The sequence below is a fragment of the Streptomyces sp. NPDC054765 genome (assembly GCF_053612065.1).
This window is the reverse complement of the sequence record NZ_JBSHBP010000050.1, coordinates 33671-56872: the sequence shown is the minus strand read 5'-3', so window position 1 is coordinate 56872 and position 23202 is coordinate 33671. Positions and strand designations below refer to the sequence as shown.

The following is a 23202-nucleotide window of genomic DNA, read 5'->3' as shown; positions in this document are numbered from 1 at the left end:
GTTGCCTGCGCGTCACACCCAGCTTCCTACCGGGTTCCGTCCCCATGCGGGGACGGAACCCGAAGGTTGATCACAACCACACACAGGCCCTAGCGCTGCCCTTGGGCTCCTGACCCGGCCGAGAGCCGTTGCCAGGCCCGCCGGGGCAGGATGTCGGTGATCTCGACGGCGCGCCGCAGCCCGGCGGCGGTCGGGCTGCGGCGGTCGCAGCCGATGGCCAGGTCGTAGCCGGCCCGGCGCGCTTCCAGCCCGGCGAGCAGGGCGGGGTCGGCGCCGTAGACCTCGTCACCGGCCACTCAGCGGGCCTCGGCACCGGCGTTCAGGGCGCGGGTGAGCATCCCGGCCTCGTCGAGCCGGTCCGGGTCGGTGGTCCAAGACCGCGGGAGGTGGGGCTCGCGGTCAATCATGGCGTGTCCGCGGGCGCCGGCGTAGGTCGAATACACCGCGACTCGGGCGGTCTCGATCCGACCGGCGGTGCCGGTGTACTGGCGTTGCACCCCGACCGTGCACCGGCCCTTCTTCAGGTCGCCGGTCTCGTCGACCACCAGCACCGCGTCGGCGTCGCGGACCAGCAGGTCTTGCGGGGAACATCGGCCAGCAGCCCGAGCAGGACCCACGGACTGGCCGCCGGGTCTCCACCCGAGCAAACCGCCCCGCCAACCATGCACGAGCTCGTTAGTCTCCGACGACGCGGCATTCATCGCTGACCTGACCGCGCTTAGGTCGTCGACCGAATCGCGGGCTCGGGCCGTGGCGGCCGGCGCGCTCGTCTTCTGTCTTCAGTAAGAGGGGGCGGCAGGCTTCGGGGTGACGGGGCGTGACCTACCAAACGCCGACTCGAGATCACCACCTGGGTAGGTCGCGATCAATGTCGGAGACCGACCGTGTCACCGGGCGGCGTCTCCGCCCGGCGCCCGTGGTGCCGGGCCGTTCCCGTGGCTCCGGTTGGATCGGACGGTGCCATCTGGTCGAAGGAGGACCGCTTGCCCGATGCGGAGCCCGCGGACCTGGCCGCGACGGTGCTCGGGCTGTTGGGCGGCTTCACGATCTCCCAAGGGCTCTGTGTGGTCGCCACGACGCTGCAGACCAGCTCCGTCCACGTCGGGCCTGCCGGCCCCTGCATGTCGAGTCCCGCCGCCAGGTCGGGCATGGGGAGGGTGACCCAGAGACCCCAGAGACCCCAGAGACCCCAGAGATGCCTTGTGACAACTAGGGGATGGTTCACCGGAAAACTAGGGGATGGCTCGCCGAGTCGCAGAGCCTACCGTGGGGCGCACGCAGCTTTCCGGAGGTTAATTCATGGCTCATGCCGACCGAGCGCCAGTCTTGACCCCTTTTCCGCCCGCGCCGTCACTCTTCCATCCCCCGCCGGAGCTGAACGAGCTGCAACGGGACCGGCCGGTCACCCGGTTCCGGCTCGCTGACGGCAAGACCGGTTGGCCGGTCACGCGCTACGAGGACGTGCGCCAGGTGCCGACCGACCCGCCCGAGAACACCCGTCCGCGCCGGCTCATCGCCGGCACATTCACCGCCCGTCGTGTGGAAGCGCTGCGGCCGCGAGTGACTGATGTGGACGCCGACCTGGTGGAGAACTTGTGACTAGTCTGCGCTTCGGTGCGTTCCTGCCCCCGATCCACCCGCTGGGGGAGAGCCCGACGTGGTGGCTGCGCCACGACCTGGACTTCATGGCGCACCTCGACCGGCTGGGCTTCGACGAGGCGTGGATCGGGGAGCACCACTCGACCGGTCGGGACCTCATCGCCTCGCCCGAGATCTTCATTGCGGCGGCAGCGGAGCGCACCACCCGGATCCGCCTCGGGACCGGCATGACCTCGCTCCCGTACCACCATCCGCTGTGGGTGGCCGACCGGATGGTGATGCTCGACCACCTCACGCAGGGCCGGGTGATGCTCGGGGTCGGTCCCGGCTCCCTGCCCTCCGACGTCGCCATGATCGGCATGACCCCCACCGAGAGCCGCGAGCTCCTCGAGACCCATCTCGACATCATCCAGCGGCTGCTGGCCGGTGAGTCGGTCACCACGACGGTCGGGAGCCACACGCTGGTCGACGCGACGCTGCAGCTGCGCCCGTTCACCGAGCCGTGCTTCGAGATCGCGGTGGCCGCGACGGCGTCGCCGACCGGCGCGCGCCTGGCCGGCAGCCGCGGTGCGAGCCTGATCTCGCTCGGGGCGACCATGAGCCAGGACGGATTCGACGCGCTGGCGTACCACTGGGGGATCGCCACCGAGCGCGCCGCCCACGCGGGACGGCCGGCGCCCAACCGCGCGACCTGGCGGCTGGTCACGAACGTGCACGTCGCCGAGACCCGGGAGCAGGCATACCGCGACGTCGAGTTCGGGCTGCAGGACTGGTTGAGGCACCTGAACGACAACGCGGCCACGCCTGGGCTCGCGCTGCCCGACGGCAGCACGCGGGAGCTGATCGAGTTCGTCAACGAATCGGGCCTGGGCGCGATCGGCACGGCCGACGACGTCCGCCGCCAGATCCAGCGCATGGTCGACCAGTCCGGCGGGTTCGGCACCGTGCTGCTGATGGCGCACGACTGGGCCGGCCCGACGGCGAAGTGGCGCTCGTGGGAACTCGTCGCCCGTCAGGTCGCCCCGCACTTCCAGGGATCGGGGACGACCCACGCCCAGGCGTCCCACGACGCCCGAGCCCGGATTCTCGCGCGGCGCGAGGAGGCGAGCATCGCAGCCGGCGCGGCGCTCGAGCACATGAACCGCAAGTACGCCGACGAGGTGGCCGAGGGGTCCTGACCGTGCCGTCGTGACACGCCTGTCCGTGGTCGACGAACGCGGCCAGGGGATCTCGTGGTCCGGGGCTGTGGCACCGGCGCATCGCCACACGGTCTTGCGGGCCGCGGCGCCGGCCGGCGACCCGGAGCGAGACCCCCGCACCGGGTTGCCGGCCGGCGCGGTGAGCAGCCGCGACACCGTCGGATCGGACGCGACCGGGCCGAACACTTTCCGGGTCCGCGCAGGACGGCGACGTCGGCCGGATAGTCACCGCCCATCGCAAGCGACACCGCCAGATCAAGAAGGAACTTCGCCGGGCCGTGGACCGCGGTCCGGCAGCGAGCACCGATGCCTGCAGAAGGAGACGTTTCCGTCATGGCGACATGGTTCATCACCGGAGCCGCCCGAGGGCTGGGCGCTGAGATAGGCCGGCACGCCCTGGAGGCGGGACACGACGTCGCCGTCGGCGCCCGGCGTGTCGACGCGTTGCCCGACGACCTGCGTGGCGCCGAGCGATGCCATCCGGTCACCCTCGACGTCACCGACCAGGCCCAGATCGACCGTGCCGTCGCGCAGGTCGTCGATCGGTTCGGCACGATCGACGTGCTGGTCAACAACGCGGGTCGCGTGCTGGTGGGTGCACTGGAGGAGGTCACCGACGCCGAGGCCAGGTCGCTGTTCGACGTCAACGTCTTCGGTTTGATCAACGTGACGCGAGCGGTCCTGCCGACGATGCGTGCTGCCGGCAAAGGCAAGATCGTGCACATCGGCTCCCGGGCGGGGTTCGAGGGCGAGCCCGGGGTGAGCCTGTACAGCGCCTCGAAGTTCGCGGTCGCCGGCATCAGCGAAGCCCTCGCCGCCGAGCTGGGTCCGTTGGGGATCCAGAGCATGGTCGTCGAGCCCGGGGCGTTCCGCACCGACCTCTTCGACGCCAGCTCCCTGTCGGTCTCCGGGGCGCGGCTGGCGGCCTACGACGGCACCCCCGCCCACCTCGTGCGCGACGGGGTCGACGCGGCCAACCACGCCCAGCCCGGGGACCCGGTCAAGGGCGCGGCGCTGATCGTCGAGGTGACCGACGGCGAGACGCTGCCCTCGCACCTGCTGGTGGGCAGCGACGCTTACGAGCGTCTCGAGGTCAAGAACGCGATGGTTGCGGAGCACATCGCCCCGTGGCGCAGCAAGGCGCTGGCCACCGCGCACCGCGACTGAGCCTGACCGTTTCGCATCGCGCCGCAGGGCCGGGCTCTGCTCGGCCCCACGGCGCGAACGTCCCCCGGCCGTGCCGTCCGGGCCGGCGGGGTGGACGTGGTCGAGTCCGTGATCCGGAAGTCGGGCCTGTCAGCCCGTGAGCAGTGGCAACGGAGAGCGTGTGCACACCTTGGTTCTCAGCGCGCGAGATGTGGTCTCGGTGAGGGAACGGCTGCCGGTCGGCACGATCCGGACCGGGGACCGGTGAAAGCCGTGGCCGACGCGCGCGCGGACGCTGAACTCGACGGGCTTCCCGTTGCACTGCATGCGAAAGTCGCCGCCGCGCAGGCAGCGTGGGCGGTTGCTCGCTGCGCGCGGCACACGGTCGTCCCGGAACACCACTGGCCGCACGAAACCGATCTCGCCGCGCTGCGCGCCGGGCGAGCACTGACCGAGCTGGTCTCCCGCTACGTGGAGAGGGCCGTCGTGGCCGCACGGGCCGAGGGGATCGGCCGGCCGGTCATCGGCGAGGCGCTCGGGGTCGCCGGCCCGGAGGCCGTTTTCGGACCCGCCGTCGCCGGCTGGACCGAAGAGCTGGCGCGCGTCCGCGCGGGACAGGTGCACCTGGCGGACCAGCCGGCGCTCGACTGGGTCGTCGACATGGCTTGGTGGGCCGAAGCGCTGCGGGAGTGGCTCGCAGGGCCGGTGACAACCCCCTTGACTCCGCGGCCGGACGGCCGCCGGCGAACGGGAACGGCTGGTGGCACCCGGGTGAGCGTGCCGCCGGCGAGGACGACGAGGCCGACGCGGGCCTCCTGTCGTGAACCGGACCAGCGAAGGAAGGAAAGCCGTGCCGAACGCAGAGCTCAAGGAGATCCAGCAGGCCGTCGTGACCGGGGACCCGGGCGCGCTGGCCGGGCTGCGGGTGCCGGAGAGCTACCGCGGCGTGACCGTGCACGCCGAGGAGACCGAGATGTTCAAGGGCATCGCCAGCGCGGACAAGGACCCGCGCAAGTCGCTGCACGTGGAGGAGGTCCCGACACCGGAGCTCGGGCCCGGTGAGGCGCTGATCGCGGTGATGGCGAGCGCGATCAACTACAACACGGTCTGGACCTCGATCTTCGAGCCCTTGCCGACCTTCAAGTTCCTCCGGCGCTATGGGAAGCTGTCCCCGCTGTCGAAGCGGCACGACCTGCCCCACCACGTGGTCGGCTCGGACGCCTCGGGTGTCGTGCTGCGGACCGGGCCCGGGGTGCACCGCTGGAAGCCCGGCGACGAGGTCGTGGCGCACTGCCTCAGCGTCGAGCTGGAAGGCCCCGAGGGCCACGACGACACGATGCTCGATCCCGAGCAGCGGATCTGGGGTTTCGAGACCAACTTCGGTGGCCTCGCCGAGATCTCCCTGGTGAAGGCGAACCAGCTGATGCCCAAACCCGCGCACCTGACGTGGGAGGAGGCGGCAAGCCCCGGGCTGGTCAACTCGACCGCGTACCGGCAGCTGGTGTCGCGCAACGGCGCGAACATGAAGCAGGGCGACGTGGTCCTGATCTGGGGTGCCTCCGGCGGGCTCGGCTCGTACGCCACGCAATACGTGCTCAACGGCGGCGGCATCCCGGTGTGCGTCGTGTCCAGTCCGGAGAAGGCGGAGATCTGCCACCGCCTCGGTGCGGAGCTGGTCATCGACCGCAGCGCCGAGGGGTACCGGTTCTGGCGGGACGAGCACACCCAGGACCCGAAGGAGTGGCAGCGGTTCGGCGCCCGAATCAGGGAGCTGACCGGCGGCGAGGACGCGGACATCGTGTTCGAGCACCCGGGCCGGGAGACGTTCGGCGCTTCGGTCTACGCGGCCCGCAAGGGCGGCACGATCGTGACCTGCGCGTCCACCTCGGGGTACACGCACCAGTTCGACAACCGGTACCTGTGGATGAACCTCAAGCGGATCGTCGGATCGCACTTCGCGAACTACCGGGAGTCGTGGGAAGCCAACCGGCTGATCGACAAGGGGCTCATCCACCCGACGCTGTCGAAGTCCTACGCGCTGGAGGACACCGGCCAGGCCGCGCTCGACGTGCACCGCAACGCGCACCACGGCAAGGTCGGCGTGCTGTGCCTCGCGCCGGAAGAGGGCCTCGGCGTGCGGGACAAGGACAAGCGTGCCCGGCACCTCGGCAGCATCAACGCATTCCGCCAGGTGCACCGGGATTCCGGCCGGTGACGCGCGACGCTGTGGCGCGTTTCCTGATCGACGTGCTGGCCGAACAGGGTGCCCGGCTCGAGCACATGGATCCCGCCGAGCCGTTGAGCCGTTGAGCCGGGCGGGTGTGGACTCGCTGGGCATCGCGGAGGCAGGCGTGGCCGTGAGCGACGAGTTCGGGGTCGAGGTCGGTGAACCGCCCCGGACCAGATCGACACCGGGCAGCGGCCGGGAACGACGACCGAGGAGGCCGCGCAGGTCAAGGCCCTGAAGAAGGAGATCGCCGAGCTGAAGCGGGCGAACGGGATCCTCAAGGCGGCCTCGGCTTTTTTCGCGGCCGAGCTCGACCGGCCACACACGCGCTCGTAGCGTTCATCGACGAGATGCGGGACCGCTTCGGCGGTGTCGAGCCGATCTGCACCGTGCGGGCAGCGCACGGCATCAGTATCGCCCCCGCCACCTACTACGCAGCCAGGAAACGCCAGTTGGCGCCCTCGCCAGGAACCGTGCGGGACGAAGAACTCAAGGAACAGATCAAGGAGGTCTACCAGTCCAACTACCGGGTTTATGGCGCCAGGAAGGTTTGGCGACAGCTCAATCGCCAGGGCCACGAGGTGGCCCGCTGCACGGTCGAGCGCCTCATGCGTGAGCTCGGCATCGCCGGCGCCGTCCGCGGCAAGAAGGTGATCACCACCATGCCGTGGCAGCGCGACCGCGACGGCCGTCCGCCGGCCCCCGGCGAGTTGGTGCACCACTCCGACGCCGGTTCGCAATACACCTCGTTTCGCCTCGCCGAACCCCTCGACGCGGCTGGCATCGCGGCCTCGATCGGCTCGGTCGGCGACGCGTACGACAACGCGCCGATGGAGTCTACGATCGGCCTGTTCAAGACCGAGGTCATCAAACCGCAGCGGCCGTGGAAGACACTCTCGCGCGTCGAGCTCGCCACCGCCGAGTGGGTCGACTGGTACAACCACCGTCGGCTCCACGGTGAGATAAAGCACATTCCGCCTGTCGCATACGAAGCCAACTACTACCGAGCAACCACGAACCCCCAGCTCACAGCCATCAACTGAGGTCGAACCCGGGGCGGTTCACCATTCTGCCCAGGGGCTACAACGGCGTGATCGACTGAGGTAGACATGGGTGTGGCCAGTTTTGTGGCATTGATGTCTGGTCTTAATCCGTCGATTTCCGTTTCCGATCCTTCTTCCGCGCGGTCTGTCGGTGCGCGCGACGTAGGAACCGCTCCATGAGAGTCAGGGGATCGTGCATGATCGAGCGAGAGTCTGAGCTCGCTGAGCTGGCTGCAACTTTTGCCGAGTCCGCCGCTGAGGGTGTGCGGGTTGTCGTGCTTCAGGGGGTTGTCGGGACGGGTAAGACAGCGTTACTCGAGGAGTTCGGCGGCCGGGCTCGTGGGGCGGGGGCGCGATTGCTCCGGGCGAGTGGGGCGCCGACCGAGTGCTCGCTTTCCTTGGGCATCGTGCGTCAGTTGCTTGCTGGTGAGGTTTTCGACCGCGACAGGGCGGCGATCGTGCGTGGTTTGCTCGACCACCAGCTGCTCGCCGATGCGGCGAGCGACGGGGTGAGCCGCTCTCGGGTGTTGGACGGATTGGCGACGGCGGTTCTGGAGTTGGCCGAGCAGAGCTCGGTGGTGATCGCCATTGACGACACACAGTATCTCGACGCGTTCTCCCAGGATTGGCTGATCTATCTGATCCGCCGTGCCGGGCTCGCCCGCATCTTGATCGTCCTTGGCTGGCGCGACGACGACATCGAGATGTCTCCGAGCAACTCCCGGCTACTGTGCGCCGAGCTCTACCAGCAGGCCTACTTGCGGAGGCTGCTGCTGGCTCCACTGTCGTCGAGCGGCGTCGCGGAGCTCATGACCGAGCGACTCCTCGAGTCCGTTTCGACGGAACTGGCCGCGGAGGCACACCAGCTCACCGGTGGCAATCTGCTGCTGCTGCATGCGTTGCTGGAGGACAGTTGGGCTGCCACCCGCGGCGATGGCCCGCCGGCCGAGCTGAACACCGGGCCCGAGTTCGAGCGGGCGGTCCAGCTCGTCCTGCGCCGGTGCGATCCGGTGACGTTGCGGGTCGCGGGTGCGATCTCGGTGATCGGTGAGCCGTCGCGGTTCGCGTTCCTCGACCGGCTGGTCGGCGTCGCGTCGGACCGGGTCGCTGTCGCCATGCAGGTACTGACCCGGACCGGTTTGGTGGAGGCCGGCCGGATGCGGCACCCGATCATGGCCAGCGCCGTGCTCAACGCCTTCTCGGCCGCGGATCGATCCGAGCTGAGCCGGCGCGCTGTGGATCTGCTCAAGGCGTGCGGTGCGGACTCCTTGACGATCGCGGAGCACTTCGTCGCCTCCGGCCGTCTCGACGACCCGTCGGCCGTGCTGAACCTGGTGGAGGGGGCGCAGCAGGCGCTGGAGGAGGGCCACTCGCGGCGGGCCACAGAGCTGCTGCGGCTGGCGTACCAGGTCGAAACCGACGGCCGGCGTCGGGTGGAGATTATGGCCTTGCTGCTGCGGGCGGGGTGGCGGGACGATCTGCGAGCCTCGGTCGGGCATCTGTCCGAGCTGACCGAGGCGATGCTGAGCGGTCGACTTCGGGGCCGGCACGCGACGATGCCCATCATCATGCTGCTGCTCCAGGGGCGGGTGGAGGATGCTTGCTCCGTGCTCTCCCGGCTGGCGGCCGACGTGCCGCCGGGCTCCCGGCCCTCATGGGAGTTCGAGATGGTACGGATGTGGCTGGCCGACATATATCCGGGCATCTTCCGGCGTGTGGCCGGCGAGAGCAGGACGAACGGCACACCGATCATGCCTCCGGGCGCTATCGGTTATCGATTGCTCGAACATTTCCAGAGCTCCCACCACCAGGGGGCAACCGCGGAACGCTTGGTCCAAGCCGACGAGGCGCTTTGGCAACAGCCGCTGACCGAGATCAATCTGTTGCCGCTCATTCTCGCGTTGCACACGATGGTGTATGCCGAGCGATTGGAGGAAGCCGAGCAGCGGTGCCGGGAACTGATGCAGACCTGCCTCGACCTCCAGGCACCCACCTGGCGTGCGCTGTTTTGCGCGATCGCAGCGGGCATCGCCTTGCGCCGGGGCTCGCTCAGCGTCGCGGTCTCCCGGGCGGCCACCGCGCTCGAACTCGTCCCGGTCGCCGAATGGGGCGTGCTGGCCGCTGAACCGTTGAGTACCCTGCTGACGGCGCAAACGCTGCAGGGCAAACACGACGAAGCGGCACGCACGCTCGCCCTGCGAGTGCCGGACGTGATGTTCGAGACGCCGCTCGGCCTGTCCTACCTGCTGGCGCGCGGCCGTCACTACGTCGAGCGCGGTCTCGCCCAGGTCGCCCTCGACGATTTCCAGGCCGTCGCTGACCTGCTCGACCAGTGGGGGATGGCCCAAACCGAGACACTGCCGTGGCGCACGGAGATGGCCGCCGCTCACCTGCAACTCGGGGACCACGAGATGGCCGCGCGCTACGCTCGCGAGCAGCTGCGCCGGATCGGCACAGACGGCCACATGCGGGTGCGCGGGCGCACCATGCGGCTGCTGGCGGCGACCCGCGAACTGCACCTCCGGCCACCTATGCTGAGCGAGGCTGTGGATGTGCTGCACCGAAGCGGGGATATGTTTGAGTTGGCGGGTGCGCTCGCCGCCCTGCACGATGCATACACCCAACTTGGTGATGCCGGCCGGGCGCGGTCAGTGGCACGCAAGACCAACAGCATCAGGCAGGCGTGCTTCGCAGAACAACCCGCTCGGCGGGTCGGCGCGCCGGATGTGCTGGAGGAGACGGAAGTCGACATGCTTGCGCTCAGCGATGCGGAGCGGAGGGTCGCCAAGGCCGCGGCAAAGGGCCTGACCAACCGGGAGATCGCCGGCAAGCTCTACCTCACGACCAGCACGGTGGAGCAGCACCTGACCCGGATCTACCGCAAACTGGGGGTCAGCTCACGAGTACAGCTGCAGTCCCGCCTCGGACTCCAACCAACCCCCCCACACCCCGCTCTTCAGGACGCCTCCGTCTAGCTAATCCCGGGGCGATACCCAACACCCCGGTGAACCGCACCGGGAGCACCTCGTGACCGAGCGCGTCCAGTGCACCGAGGTCAGCACGATAACGACGGTCGACTACCGGCGCCGGGACGGTGAGGTCTAACCGGTGTGGGTGGGTGCGCCACTGCGGGTCCACCGACGGTGTGAGCGGACGATGTTCGAGCTCAGCAACGACATCGCGTACGACGGGCTAATGGTGTACGGCACCGCGGAGAAGCCCTTCCCGGGGCCCTCACCGTGCGAGGAATGCCAGGTGAGAAACGACGGGGAAGGCTGCCGACGTTGCGTATACCCGCTGAGCTGCTGGGTGGAAGTGGCACCGTCCGATGCGGTCGGCAAGTGGGGTGCCCGAGGAAGGCAGAGCTCTCACACACATGCTCACCATGCTGCATCTGGAGTGGGGTGTCGGCCTGGCCCGGGTGCGCATCATCAGTCCCTTCCGCGACGTGGTCTTCGGATGCGCACGGGCCGTACGAGACATGCACCTGGAGGACCACGTCCCGGCGGGTGACGACGCGAGGGCTCATCGCAAGCAAGTCTCCGCATTCCTCAAAGACCACATCGGAACCGTCCACACGATGCAGGGCAAGGAGGCGGACGTCGTCATCCTGGTGTTGGGGACGCATCCGCGCCACGGCGCCCACGCCCGCGCCTGGGCAGCCGAGACACCAAATCTGCTGAATGCGGCAGTGAGCCGTGCCAAGCGACGGCTCTTCGTTATCGGGGACCAGGACAGCTGGCGCAAGGAGCCCCACTTCGAACTGCAGGCCGAAACAGACCGCCTGCCACGCCGGGCATGGCCGACGAGCGCGAGCAGAGCCATGCCGGCGTGACCGACGTGACCGAACAGGTACGTGACGACCTGATGTGAGGCCCGCTATGAAGGTTCTGCGTCGTCCGCGTGCGGCAGCGCGAACAGATGCACGCCAACTCCTTACAGGGGCCGTGCCGACGCTCCGGTTGCGCGGGTGCCACCTGTCACCGGGTAGAGACGGAGGGAGGCTAGGGATGCAAGAGGAGCCCTTGCTGCCGTTACGCACTGATGGCCGCTCTGAGGATACTCATTTGCCCTTGCGTTGCCCTCTCTTGAACGTCGTCTGGTGAGCTGTCATGTAGGCGATCGGGGGGTCCGTATGGCGATTGAGCTGCCTGGTCAGGTGGTGTCGTTCCTTCAGTTCATCGGGGTGAACTGGCCGAACATCAATGAGGACAAGGTCCGCGAATTCGCCTCACACGTACGCGACTTCGCGCAGAAGGTGGACGACACCCACAAGGACTCCACCGCCACGATCAAGCAGCTGGAAGACGTCTACCAGGGCGCGTCGTACGAGGCGCTACTGGCCAAGTGGGGTCAGATGTCCGACAGCCATATGACGGAGTTGGTCAACGCCTGTCACACGGTGGCGGACGCACTGGACATCGCGGCGGACACGATCGTGGCGATGAAGCTGGAGGCGATCGCCGAACTGACAGTGCTGGCCATCACGTTCGTCGCCGACCAAGCCGCCGCTGTCGCGACCTTGGGGATTGCGGAGGCGGCCGAGGCACTGGTCGTCGAGGCGGCCGAGAAGCTCATGGACTTCCTGGTGCAGCAGTTGGAGCAGTACATCATCGGCCAGGTCATCGAGGCGGCCATCGATCCCCTCGTCGAGACGGTCGGCAAGGCGGTGGGCGGACTGGTCTTCCAGGCCGCCGAGTCCGCCCTGGGCGTCTCCGCCGGCGGGGGCGGGGGGCGGGCGGGGGAGAGTTTCTCCGTCCACCCAGAGGCGCTGCACGCGCGTGCGGAGAAGCTCCACATGCATGCGCGGACGGTGGCCGGGCACGCCGCGGAATTCGAGACGAAGGCTGCGGGGGCGAGCTTCGAATGAGCAATCCGATCGTCAAGGCACTGGAGCACGCCGCCGAAAAGCTGGGCAAGACCCTGGGCAAGGATGCGGGCAAGGCGGTCGAGGACCTGTACCACGGGACAGGCCAGCGGATGAAGAAGGTGGCCACGAACCACGCGGAGAACGAGGCCAAGCAAGCTGCGGCATTCGGCAAGCACCTCAAGGACAGCAAGCAGGAAATGCCGCACCCGCCCCACGGCACAAGCGGCGGCGGACGGCCGACGGGTGGCGGCAGTTCCGGCGGGGCCCGCGAAGGAGCCGAAGCCGGCCACCCGAATGCAAGCACCCGCGAGGACGAGGTCAAGCCCACCGAGGGCACCGACCCGGTTGACCTGGCGACCGGCAGGGTGTTCCTGTCCCAGACGGACATCACCTTGCCCGGTGCCCTCCCGCTCGCCTTCACCCGGAAGTATGAGTCCTCGAACCGCATCGGACGGCACATCGGCCCGTCCTGGTCCTCCACCATCGACCAGCGCCTGGAGATCGACGCCGACGGGGTCATTTTCGTCACCGAGACGGGGATGCTGCTGCGCTACCCCGTCCCGGAGACCGGCGAGCGGGTACTGCCCAAGCACGGCCCTCGCTGGCCCCTGATGCGCACCCTCCAGGGTGACTGGGCCGTCCACGACCCCGCCACGGGCCAGACCCGTTACTTCGCCGATGCCCTGCACGCCCCCGGCCTGGCCCTGCCGGACGAGATCTCGGACCGCAACGGCCACCGGATCACCTTCGACTACACAGACGAGACCGGCATCCCGTACGCGATGCGCCACAGCGCCGGCTACGAGTTCAAGCTGACCTGCGACGACCAGGGCCGCCTGACATCCCTGCACCTGACTGGCGCGGCTGAGGACGGTTCGGACCAACTGATCAGGTCTTACGGACACGACGGGGACGGCAACCTCACTACCGTCACCGACTCCACGGGCACGGCGACCCGGTTCGAGTACGACACCGAGCACCGCATGACTGCCTGGGTCGACTCCAACGACTCCCGGTACGAGTACTTCTACGACGACCTGAACCGCTGCACGGCCCAGTCCGGCGTGGAGGGCCACCTTTCCAACCGGTTCACCTATGGTGAGGCGGATCCCGAGACCGGGCACCGCACCACCCTCCACATCAACGGGCAGGGGGCCGGAACCCGGTACCGCATCAACGAGCGTCTCCAGGTCACTGCGGTCACCGATCCGTTCGGGAACACCACCCGCACCACATACGACCCGTACGACCGCCCCCTCACTGTCACCGACCCCCTCGGCCACACCACCCACCTCGCCTACGACGAGGACGGGCATCTCGTCGCCGTCGTCCGCCCGGACGGCTCCACCAGCACCGCCTCCTACACCGATCTCGGCCTGCCAGCGGAGTTCACCGGCCCCGACGGCCTCACCTTCCACCAGGAGTACGACGCCAAGGGCAACCGGAGCGCCCTCAGCGACCCCGCAGGCCAGACCACCCGCTTCACCCATGACGAACAGGGCCACCTCACCTCCATCACCGACCCGCTGGGAAGCACCACCCGAATCGAGTGCGACAAAGCGGGCCTCCCGCTCACCGTCACGGACCCGCTTGGTGCCGTCACGGCCTTCCGCCGGGACCGTTTCGGCCGCACCACCTCCGTCACCGACCCCCTCGGCAACACCACCCACTTCACCTGGACCGCTGAAGGGCACCTCACCACCCGCCGGAGCCCGGACGGCACCCAGGAATCCTGGACCTACGACGGCGAGGGCAACTGCACCGCCCATACCGACCCCCTAGGCCAGGTCACCACCTTCGAATACAGCCACTTCGACCAGCTCAAGGCGCGAACCGACCCGGACGGCGCACGCCACGAGTTCGTGCACGACACCGAACTCAGGCTGATGCAGGTCACCAACCCGCAGCGTCTGACCTGGCGATACGAATACGACAAGGCCGGGCGTCTGATCTCCGAGACAGACTTCGACAACCGCACCCAGACCTACACCCACGACGCGGCCGGCCATCTGACCTCACGCACCACACCGCTCGGCCACACCATCCGCTTCACCCACGACGCACTGGGCCGTACCACCACCAAGAACGTCGACGGCGCGCTCATCACCTTCACCTACGACGACTCCGGACGCCCGGTCCAGATCACCGGACCGGACTGTGAACTCACCTACACTCGCGATGGGTTCGGCCGGGTAGTCGCCGAAGCGGTGAACGGCCGTACCACCACGTACACCTATGACGCCCTGGGCCGCCGAATATCCCGCATCACCCCCACCGGCGCGGTGAGCACCTGGACCCGCAACGCGGCAGGACGCCGCACCGCACTTGACGTCTCCGGCCGCACTCTGACCTTTGCCCATGACGCCCTCGGCCAGGAACTCTCCCGCACGTTCGGCGACCTCGCCTTCGCCCACACCTACGACGCCCTCGGCCGCCTCACCGCCCAGCACGTCACCTCACCAGCCGAAACCCTCCAGCGCCGCACTTACACCTACCGGGCGGACGGCTACCTCACCGGAATCGACGACCACCTCAACGGCCCCCGCCGCTTCGAGCTCGACGCCACCGGCCGGGTCACCACCGTCTCCGCCCGCAACTGGACCGAGACCTACGCCTACGACACCGCCGGCAACCAGACGCACGCCACCTGGCCCGACCGCCACCCGGTCCCCGAGGCGCGGGGCGAGCGCACCTATACCGGCACCCGCATCAACCGCGCCGGATCCGTCCGCTACGAGTACGACGCCGCCGGCCGCACCACCCTGCGCCAGAAATCCCGTCTGTCCCGCAAGCCCGACACCTGGCACTACACCTGGGACGCCGAAGACCGCCTGACCACCTGCACCACCCCAGACGGCACCACCTGGCGCTACACCTACGACCCCCTGGGCCGACGCGCCGCCAAACTACGCCTGACCGAAGACGGCCAAAACATCGCCGAACAAGTGGACTTCACCTGGGACGGCACCACCCTGTGCGAGCAGACCACTCTCGTCCACGGCCACTCCACTCAAGCAACCCTGACCTGGGACCACCAAGGCCTAGAACCCCTGACGCAGCGCGAACGCCGCACCGCAGCCCAGGCTCCGCAACACGAGATCGATGAGCGCTTCTTCCTCATCGTCACCGACCTCGTCGGCACCCCCACCGAACTCCTCGACGAATACGGCACCATCGCCGCCCGGACCCGCACCACCCTGTGGGGCACCACCACCTGGAACACCAGCGCCACTGCCCACACCCCTTTCCGATTCCCCGGCCAGTACTTCGACCCCGAAACCGAACTCCACCACAACTACTTCCGCACATACGACCCCGAAACCGCCCGCTACCTCACACCCGACCCTCTCGGGCTCGACCCCGCTCCCAACCCGTCTACCTACGTCCACAATCCCCAGACCTGGACCGACCCCCTCGGACTCGCGCCGTACAAATGGGATCCTGCAAAGGTCGACGAGCATTACGACAAACATGCGTATGGAGAGGGCGCGAAGGACGGAAAACCCGATATGCCGGAGTATCAAGATCAGCACGATAAAGATGACGGGTTCGCGCGCTATGTAGCGGACTCCGAGGCTCTGTTCCGCGACCCGAAGCCCCCTGAGGGAGTTCGCGAAGTTATACGCTCTCATGATCAAGCCGCGCTGCGTATGGACCCGGAGGGCAGATTGGCCATCGCGCACAACGGGAAGATCACCAGTTACTTCCGGCCCGGCAGTACCATCGCGGAGGCGCGCAAGTATATGGACAATGAGAGTCAGCGCTAACGTAAGCTTCAGCTGGCAAGGCTACGTTCTCGGAGGGTACATCCATGGATCTGCTGGAAAGGCTCGCGCGCTGGCGCACCTTTGCTGACGACTGCCTCGACGGTTATCCGTGGGAGGTCGAAGAATTTCTCATGGATGTGAATTCACGGAGCACACTTCAAGAATTGATGGCCGACTCTCGTGAGGATCGTGCAGTCGACCATCGCCTGATCGCAGCAGAACTCGACGCGGTCGATGCGACACTGAGGCCGATTTTCGATATCCAGGCGTTCTCCAAGGTGTCACCATCGGAGTGGTGGCTCCGGTGCGTACCGTCTTATGCAGCGCGCGACTTCTGCCGTGAGTTCAAGAGTGCCTACGGGGTTTCTATCGCGGCCCGGTCGAAGTTCGATCTGGACGTCGATGCGATGATGCAACTCTCTGCCAACGGCATGGCGCCTGCTGATATCTGCCTGAAGGTGGCAGAGGAACAGTGGTATGTGGCCAAAAGGCCCGCTCTGCTCTTCCGCGCCTGCCGGCGCTCACTCTCGATGGACCGGAGCGCTCGGCGTGCACTCTGGTCCTGGGCGACCGGAAACGTTTCCGAGTCCGGCCTGCGGGCGGCGCTGGGAAAGTAGGAACCGCGGTGCAACCTTCGCAGTGGCGCCGCAGGAACGGAGGAACCCGAGGCGCGAGTCGAGCCTGGCTGGTGAAGGCGAAGCCGCGTGCGGCGAGCAGGGACTCAGCGGCGCAGCCCCTCCGTACGCCAGAACCGTCCCCGCGCCCGCCGGGGGCAGCTTGGTATGGGCGCTCTCTGGAGTTGTGCTGCGGGCACGGCGGACGACGGTGGTCCGTAATACCTCCTGCTTCGGGTAGAGGGCCAGTCGTCCGTCGTGCCCGCTGACCAGGGGGTCTGAACCGGTGCCGTATCCACCATGCGGTTGTACTCGTCGTGCTGGAAGCGCAGCAGGGCTGCTGCCGCGCTGTCAGTGAGTTGCGGCTCTGGTCCACTTCTTGTGGAGTGGTGACGTTCGGTCACGCCAGTAGGACTCGCTTGCGAGGCGCGGCTACTGCGGGTTCTCGGCCGGTGTCCACACCACCGGAGGCCTCCCCGTGCCACCTGGACGGGGAGGCCTCCGGCTCAGCGGGCCGGCGACGGCCGGACGAGTGCACCCGGCAGTTCGCGCAGCCGGGCCAGGAACACGCGGACGAAGCGCTGAGCGGTCGCCGGGGTGAGCACGTCGTCACGGTACTGCAGGGCGCCGTGGACGCCACCCCGGTCGTATTCGACGGTCAGGGTCACGTCGAACTTGGCCTGGGCATGCCGGATCCGGATCCTCCGGCACTCCAGGCCGGTCAGGCGCAGCGGTGTCGGGGTGTCCATGCTCAAATAGATCTGCGGGAAGGTCCGCGGCCTCGGCCGCACGTCCCGCAGCAAGTGGCCGGCCACCGCGGTGAAGGGGATGTCCTGGCGGGCCACCGCCGCGGCCAACTCCCGTGCGCCGGAGCGGACATGCTCACGGACCGACAGCTCCAGGCCGCTGTTCGCGGGCACCAGCACAGTGTTGACGAAGCAGCCGACGACCGCCTCGAAGTCCGGCAACCAGCGTCCGGCGGTGACGCAGCCGAGCAGGAAGTCCTCCAGCCCCAGCACCTCCCCGGCCGCGCGCCGGCAGGCGGCCGCCAGCAGCATCGGCACCGTCAACCGGGCGGCGACCGCCGCCTCGGCCAGACCGTCGACGGCGCCGTCCCATTCGCCGATGACCTCGCGGCGCGACGCCCCCGTCCCGGCCCCGGTCCGGGGCAGCGGCTGGAGGGCGAGCCCCGTAAGGCGATCCGCCGCCGCCCGCGCCCGCTCCCGGGACGCCGCCGACTCGGCGGCTGCGAGGTACGCCAGGTTGGCGTCGCACACGGTGGGTCCGCCGGCCTCCGGCAGGCGGGCCGGATCGTCCCAGCAGTCCCGCAAGGTCTCCAGTAGCACACGCAGCGCCATCCCGTCAGCCACCAGGTGATGCCAGACCATGAGCATCACGTGGCGCTCGGGCGTCACCGACAGCAGTAGACAGCGCGTCAGCGGGCCGCCGTCCAGCGCCGGACCGGTCAGCGACTCGTGGTCCAGCACATCGGCTAGTTCACCCTCGGTGACGTGACGGTGCTCCACCTCGACGATGTGCTGGTCGAGGTGCAACTCGGGGACACCGCGGAGCCCCGGGAGCACCGCGGCGCCGAAGGCCGGATGCGCGGCGACGGCCGCGCGCAGAGCGGTGGCGAAGCGCTTCGGGTCCAAGGGGCCGAGCAGTTCGTAGCAGGTGTGCTCCCGGTAGAGGGTGGGATCGCCGGTCATCCGGTCCCGCAGCCAGATGGCGAACTGCGCCGGGCTCAGCGGTGCGTGGCGGGCGCCCACCACGGCCGGGGTCGATCGCACGGCCATCTCAGAACACCGACCCGCGCGGGTCGGCGGCCAGCGCGGCCAGTGCCTCCTGGTAGGCGATCGCTGTGCGGTGGAGGTCTTCCGCGTCCCACAGCGCGCAGTCGCCCGTGAGCTCGACGCGCATGCCGTCCCCGACAGCGTCCAGCGCAACGTCGACCACCAGCGGGTAGCTCGACTTGTCCCACATACGGGTCGCGCCGACACGCGGGCCTTCCTGGTGCGAGTCCAGTCCCGCCCATAGGCGGAAGTGCGCGAAGTTGAGGACCACGTCGAACAGCGGCCGACCGGCCAACTCCCGGATCGCGGGGTACGGGAAACGGCGGAACGGCAGCACGGCCCGCTCCTCGTCGAAGGCCCGCCGTGCCAGGCCTTCCCACGTCACGTCGGTCAGGTCTGCGGACACCGGCACGATGTTGAGGAACAGCCCGACCAGCCGGTCGGCCCCGACGACTTCGGGTCGGCCGTTGAGCTGGAGCCCGGAGACCGGCCGGTCGGAACCGGCCTGTGCGCCGACCACCGACAGGTGCGCCGCCAGAACCAGACTCTTCAGCGGGAGGCGCAGGTCGGCGGAGGCCTTCTCCAGCGCGGTGCGCAACGAACCGGGCAGCGGCCGGGAGACCCGGCGGCGATCCGCGCCCCGGCTCGCCGCGCCCGGCCTCAGGGGCGTCGGCTTGAGGCTGGAGCACCGCTCGCTCCAGAAGGCGCGCGCCTCCCGCGACTCCAGTATTCGCTGCTCCAACCGGACGAATTCCGCGTAGGGCACAGCCGGTTGGCGGGGCACCGGAGTGCGGCCGTCTCGGGCCTCGGCGTACGCGGCGACGACGTCGGACAGGAAGACCGTGTCGCTCCAGCCGTCCATCACGGCGTGGTGGAAGCCGTACACCAGCCAGAACGAGGCGTCGTCCCGAGCCGCAGCGTACACGCGCATCAGCGGGGCCTCGGCCACGTCGAAACGGCGGCCGGCGGCGGCCGCGATCCGGGCGAGTTCCTTCTCCTCCTGCTCGGCGTCGAGCCCGCGCAGGTCGTCGAGGACGAGCAGGAGGCGCGGCTCGGGCTCGACGATCTGGCGGGGGCCGGTCGCGGCGCCGAGGTCGAAGCGGGTGCGCAGCACCTCGTGCGTGGTAGCCACCACGTGGAGCGCGGTCCGCAACGCGGCGGCGTCGAGCGGCGCCTCGATCCGGTGAGCCATCACATCGTGGTAAAGGGCTCCGCCCGTGGCTGACGCCTCGAAGATCAGACCGAGCTGGAGCCGGGTCGCCGGACACGAGGTCTCCCGCGCCGGGACGGGCGAGCCGTCCGGCGTCCCGGGAACACCGGCAGCCGCCGCGGCGACACGGCTCGCCGTCGGAACGTCGGGCACGGCGGTGCCGGCCGCGGCGACCTCGGCGGCTTCCTCGTCAGGGGGGCAGATGTGACGCAGGACCGGGTTTTCGAACATGTCGACCAGTGAGACCTGTACGCCGCGCTCCTCGGCGTCGGCGATCGCACGGATGGCGAGCATGGAGTCACCGCCGAGCGCGAAGAAGTCGTCGTCCGGACCGACCTTCGGAACGCCCAGAACGTCGGCCCAGATCTCGGCGAGGACCGTCTCGTTGCGGCCGCGCAGCACCGCGTCCCCGGCTCCCGGGACGGGGACCGGGGCGGGGACCGGGGCGGGGACCGGGCGTTCGCGGAGCCGGCCGCGGTCCAGCTTGCCCGACGGAGTGCGCGGCAGAGCGTCCACCAGCACGACCCGGGACGGCACGAGGTGTCCGGGCAGCGTCGCGGCCAGAGCGGAACGCAGACCGGAGGGGTCGGCGTGGTGACCGGGCGCGGCGACGACGTAGGAGATGAGCTGTTTGCCGCCGTCCGGCGACGCCGCCGCGACCGTCCCGGCGTCCCGCACCCCCGGCAGAGCCAGCAGGGCCGCCTCGACCTCCTTGGGCTCAATGCGGAAGCCGTTGACCTTCACCTGATCGTCAACTCTGCCCATGAACTCGATGACGCCGTCGGGGCGTCGGCGGCCGAGGTCCCCGGTGCGATACATGCGGGCGCCGGGGACCCCGGCGAACGGGTCGGGCAGGAAGGAGCGCGCGGTCAGGCCGGGGCGCCCCAGGTAGCCGCGGGTCACCCCCCGGCCGCCGATCCACATCTCGCCCCGCTGCCCGGCCGGTACCGGCGCGAGCTCGGCGTCGAGCAGATGGACGGCAACGGAGCCGAGCGGGCGGCCCACCGGGATGGCGCCGTCCGCGCCGTCCGCGGCCGCCACCCGGTGGGCGGTGGCGAAGGTCGTGGTCTCGGTCGGACCGTAGCCGTTGACGAGGACCACCGGCCGGGAGAGCAATGCACGGTGTGCCAGGAAGGAGGTGGCGCGTTCAGTGGACAGCACGTCGCCGCCGACCACCACACGCCGGACGCCGTCGAGGATGCTGATCCGGCCGCGCACCACCTCGTGAAAGAGCGCGGGCGTCAGGAAGAGCGTGCTGACCGTGTGCTCGCGCAGCAGGTCACCGAGTTCCTCGATCGCCTGGTAGGAGGCCACGGGCAGCACGAGGCGGGCCCCGTTGGTGAGCGCGCCCCAGATCTCGAAGGCGGAGGCGTCGAAGGCGACCGGGGCGAGCTGGAGGAACGTCTCGTCCTCGGAGAAATCGGCGTAGTCCTGGCCGCTCACCAGGCCGAGGGCGTTGCGGTGGGTGACGACCACGCCCTTGGGCCGACCGGTGGAACCGGAGGTGTACAGGACGTAGGCGGCGCCGTCGGCCGGCACCTCGGGCCGACGTACCGGTATGTCGCCCGCCCCCTCCGGCCCGCCCGGGGTGACGTGGACCGGGCCCCCGGGCAGTTCGGCGCCCGCCGGGGCGATCACGGCGGCGGCACCGCAGTCGTCGAGCAGGAAACGGACCCGCTCGGCCGGGTAGTCCGGCGGGACAGGCACGAAGGCGGCGCCGGCCCGCAGCACGGCCAGCATCGACACGATGAGGTCAGCGGATCGTTCGAGGTGGATCGCCACCCGCTGCTCGGGGCGGACGCCGAGGCGCAGGAGCCGGGCGGTCAGCGTGTCCGCGCGGCGCAGCAGTTCGGCGTAGCTGATCCGCTCGTCCTGGAAGACCAGGGCGATGCGCTCGGGGGCGTGGCGTGCAAGGTCGGCGACGCGGCCGTGAAGGGTGTCCTGGGTGGATTGACCGGGCATACGGATGCGCTCCCGTTCGTGTCGAGGGCTGTGGATGGTGTGTGTGGTCGCCGGATCAGGCGGGAAGCATCAGTATGGGAAGGCCGGCGGAGCCGCCGACGAAGGCGGAGTAGACCGGCGTGGCCGGTCCGGCCGGCCGCAGCTCCGCCACCTGGTCGCGCAACTCGCCGAGCAGGATCTCCAGTTCCTCGCGGGCCATCCGCGCGCCGAGGCAGAAGTGCGGGCCGTGGGCGAACGTCAGGTGCCGGTTGGGCTGCCGCCCGACGTCGAAGCGGTCCGGCTCGGTGAACTCCCGTTCGTCGTGGTTGGCGGAGGGGATCCACACGGTCGCCACGTCCCCCGCCGCCAGCGACCGGCCGTGCAGGTCGATGTCCTCGGCCAGGGAGCGGCCGAGGTGGAGAACGGGGCTGGTCCAGCGCAGCACTTCCTCCACCGCGTCGCTGAGCCCGACCTCACCGTCGCGCAGCCGGCGCCACTGTTCCGGGTTTTCGGCCAGCGCCCGGATGCCGCCGATCATCGCGAGCCGGGTGGTCTCGTCGCCGCCGAGGATGAGGCTGTAGCAGTTGAGGACGACCTCGTCCTCGCTCAGCCGCTCCTCGTCGATGCCACTGTCGGCCAGCAGGGACAGCGCGTCGCGGCCGGGGCTCGCAGCGCGGGTGCGGGCGAGTCTGGCGAAGTACAGCAGCAGTTGGGCCTGAGCCAGCCGGGCCTGTCGGGTGGCCGGTACCGGTTCGTGCGAGGCCAGCGCGAGGCTGGTCTGCGCCAGCACGAACGGCCGGTCGGCCTCCGGCACGTCGAGCATCGTGCAGATCGCACCGAGCGGGATGTGCGCCGCGATGTCTCGGGCGGCGTCGACGGGCTCACCGGCCGCACCACGCAGGACGGCCGCCGCCAGCAGCCGCCGGGTGGTTGTGCGGACGTGGTCGCCGATCTCGTTCAGCGCCTCGGCGGTGAACGCCCGGCGCATCCGGGTGCGCAGGACGGTGTGCCGTGGCGCGTCGCTGACCACCAGCATTCGGTTGCCCGCCGAGTCCCCGTCGCCGAGCAGCGTGGTGAGCATGTTGCCGCGCGCCGAGGAGAACCGGGCGGTGTCCCGGCTCACGCGCAGGGCGTCCGCGTGCCGGCTCAGCACCCAGAATCCCCGGTCACGTCCCGGGGGCGGCTCGTGCCAGGCGACGGGTTCGTCCCTCCGCAACCGGGCAAAGAGGGGACGCACGTCGCGTTCCGCGTGGGTCCGCGGATCGGTGAGGTCGACTCCGGCGAGTACGGAGGAGGCCGGGATGATGCTCACGGTGTCCGGTTCCCCCGGATGCTGAGCGGGCGGATGTCCGGCCAGTGCTCGTCCACCCAGTTCTCGCATTGGTCCGCGGAGCCGGCGAAGCCGGCCTCGCGCCAGCCGGCGGGTGCGGGGAACTCCTGGGGGACGATCGCATGCTGGTCCTCGTCGTTGACGACGACGCGGAACGCCGGGCCTTCGGTCATCGGGACTCCAACAGGTGGAAGGGACGGGTAACGGGGCGTGCGGGGGCGGTTCGCGGGCTCACGCGGTGGCCTCCACCGCGGCCTTCGCCGCCTCCGCCTGCGCGGCGGCCGCCCGGCTGGTCAGCCAGCGCCAGGAGACGGCGACCAGGAGCAACTGGGCGCGCATTGTCCACAGGTGCTCCCGTGTGTCGTCGGACGCGGACGGATCGGCACCGAGGACCCGCATGGGCGGTGCCGGGCCTGGCGGGTGGGGGCGACGAACAGGCGGCGCACCCCGTTGCCGGGTGCGG

The 23202-nt window shown here is 69.5% G+C and carries 15 protein-coding genes and 2 pseudogenes; 11 read left to right on the top strand and 6 right to left on the bottom strand.

The genetic code is table 11. The annotated features are described in order from the left end of the window. Positions 1-92 precede the first annotated feature (92 nt). Positions 93-660 (bottom strand): annotated as a pseudogene (locus ACWGJY_RS27160) (transposase); the annotation flags it as partial. A 639-nt stretch (positions 661-1299) separates the two neighbouring features. Between ACWGJY_RS27160 and ACWGJY_RS27155 the strand changes: the two are divergent. From ACWGJY_RS27155 to ACWGJY_RS27145, 3 genes are all read left to right on the top strand, one after another. Continuing rightward, the gene (locus tag ACWGJY_RS27155) at positions 1300-1599 is read left to right on the top strand and encodes a hypothetical protein (RefSeq protein ID WP_453263470.1); all 300 of its coding nucleotides are present in this window, start codon (positions 1300-1302) and stop codon (positions 1597-1599) included. Further along, positions 1596-2777 carry an LLM class flavin-dependent oxidoreductase gene (locus ACWGJY_RS27150; RefSeq protein ID WP_453263469.1) on the top strand — a complete coding sequence of 394 codons (1182 nt, stop codon included), beginning with the start codon at positions 1596-1598 and terminating at the stop codon, positions 2775-2777. The genes ACWGJY_RS27155 and ACWGJY_RS27150 overlap by 4 nt, the downstream gene beginning before the upstream one ends. Before the next feature lie 354 nt (positions 2778-3131). Further along, positions 3132-3965 carry an SDR family NAD(P)-dependent oxidoreductase gene (locus tag ACWGJY_RS27145; RefSeq protein WP_453263468.1) on the top strand — a complete coding sequence of 278 codons (834 nt, stop codon included), beginning with the start codon at positions 3132-3134 and terminating at the stop codon, positions 3963-3965. A 129-nt stretch (positions 3966-4094) separates the two neighbouring features. Here the strand turns inward: ACWGJY_RS27145 and ACWGJY_RS27140 are convergent, their stop codons facing one another. Continuing rightward, positions 4095-4568, bottom strand: a complete 474-nt coding sequence (locus ACWGJY_RS27140; RefSeq protein ID WP_453263467.1) for a hypothetical protein — start codon at positions 4566-4568, stop codon at positions 4095-4097. 250 nt (positions 4569-4818) lie between these two features. Between ACWGJY_RS27140 and ccrA the strand changes: the two genes are divergently transcribed. From ccrA to ACWGJY_RS27100, 8 genes and pseudogenes are all read left to right on the top strand, one after another. Then, on the top strand, positions 4819-6159 hold the full coding sequence (ccrA, locus tag ACWGJY_RS27135) for a crotonyl-CoA carboxylase/reductase (protein WP_453263473.1): 1341 nt from the start codon (positions 4819-4821) through the stop codon (positions 6157-6159). 362 nt (positions 6160-6521) lie between these two features. Next, a pseudogene (locus ACWGJY_RS27130) lies at positions 6522-6833 on the top strand (IS3 family transposase); the annotation flags it as partial. Beyond that, positions 6834-7214 (top strand): integrase core domain-containing protein, encoded by a 381-nt coding sequence (locus ACWGJY_RS27125; RefSeq protein WP_453263472.1) that lies wholly within the window; start codon positions 6834-6836, stop codon positions 7212-7214. It abuts the pseudogene before it with no gap. Between the two features lie 176 nt (positions 7215-7390). Continuing rightward, the gene (locus ACWGJY_RS27120) at positions 7391-10189 is read left to right on the top strand and encodes an AAA family ATPase (RefSeq protein ID WP_453263466.1); all 2799 of its coding nucleotides are present in this window, start codon (positions 7391-7393) and stop codon (positions 10187-10189) included. Between the two features lie 353 nt (positions 10190-10542). Next, complete coding sequence (locus ACWGJY_RS27115) at positions 10543-11049, top strand: AAA domain-containing protein (protein ID WP_453263465.1); 507 nt, start codon at positions 10543-10545, stop codon at positions 11047-11049. Between the two features lie 300 nt (positions 11050-11349). After that, positions 11350-12084, top strand: coding sequence for a WXG100 family type VII secretion target (locus tag ACWGJY_RS27110; RefSeq protein WP_453263464.1), 735 nt, complete (start codon positions 11350-11352; stop codon positions 12082-12084). Continuing rightward, entirely contained in the window at positions 12081-15851 is a 3771-nt protein-coding gene (locus ACWGJY_RS27105) for a DUF6531 domain-containing protein (protein ID WP_453263463.1), read from the top strand. The genes ACWGJY_RS27110 and ACWGJY_RS27105 overlap by 4 nt, the downstream gene beginning before the upstream one ends. A gap of 44 nt (positions 15852-15895) precedes the next feature. Further along, positions 15896-16468, top strand: a complete 573-nt coding sequence (locus ACWGJY_RS27100) for a hypothetical protein (RefSeq protein WP_453263462.1) — start codon at positions 15896-15898, stop codon at positions 16466-16468. 503 nt (positions 16469-16971) lie between these two features. Here the strand turns inward: ACWGJY_RS27100 and ACWGJY_RS27095 are convergent. From ACWGJY_RS27095 to ACWGJY_RS27080, 4 genes are read right to left on the bottom strand one after another with little or no spacing between them, the layout of a single operon-like run. Further along, entirely contained in the window at positions 16972-18261 is a 1290-nt protein-coding gene (locus ACWGJY_RS27095; protein WP_453263461.1) for a condensation domain-containing protein, read from the bottom strand. 1 nt (position 18262) lies between these two features. Continuing rightward, positions 18263-21430 (bottom strand): amino acid adenylation domain-containing protein, encoded by a 3168-nt coding sequence (locus ACWGJY_RS27090; protein WP_453263460.1) that lies wholly within the window; start codon positions 21428-21430, stop codon positions 18263-18265. Between the two features lie 55 nt (positions 21431-21485). Then, positions 21486-22721: a cytochrome P450 gene (locus tag ACWGJY_RS27085; protein ID WP_453263459.1), complete on the bottom strand. Its 1236-nt coding sequence runs from the start codon at positions 22719-22721 to the stop codon at positions 21486-21488. Continuing rightward, on the bottom strand, positions 22718-22912 hold the full coding sequence (locus ACWGJY_RS27080; RefSeq protein WP_453263458.1) for an MbtH family protein: 195 nt from the start codon (positions 22910-22912) through the stop codon (positions 22718-22720). Before ACWGJY_RS27080 ends, ACWGJY_RS27085 begins: the two co-directional genes overlap by 4 nt. Positions 22913-23202: the final 290 nt, after the last annotated feature.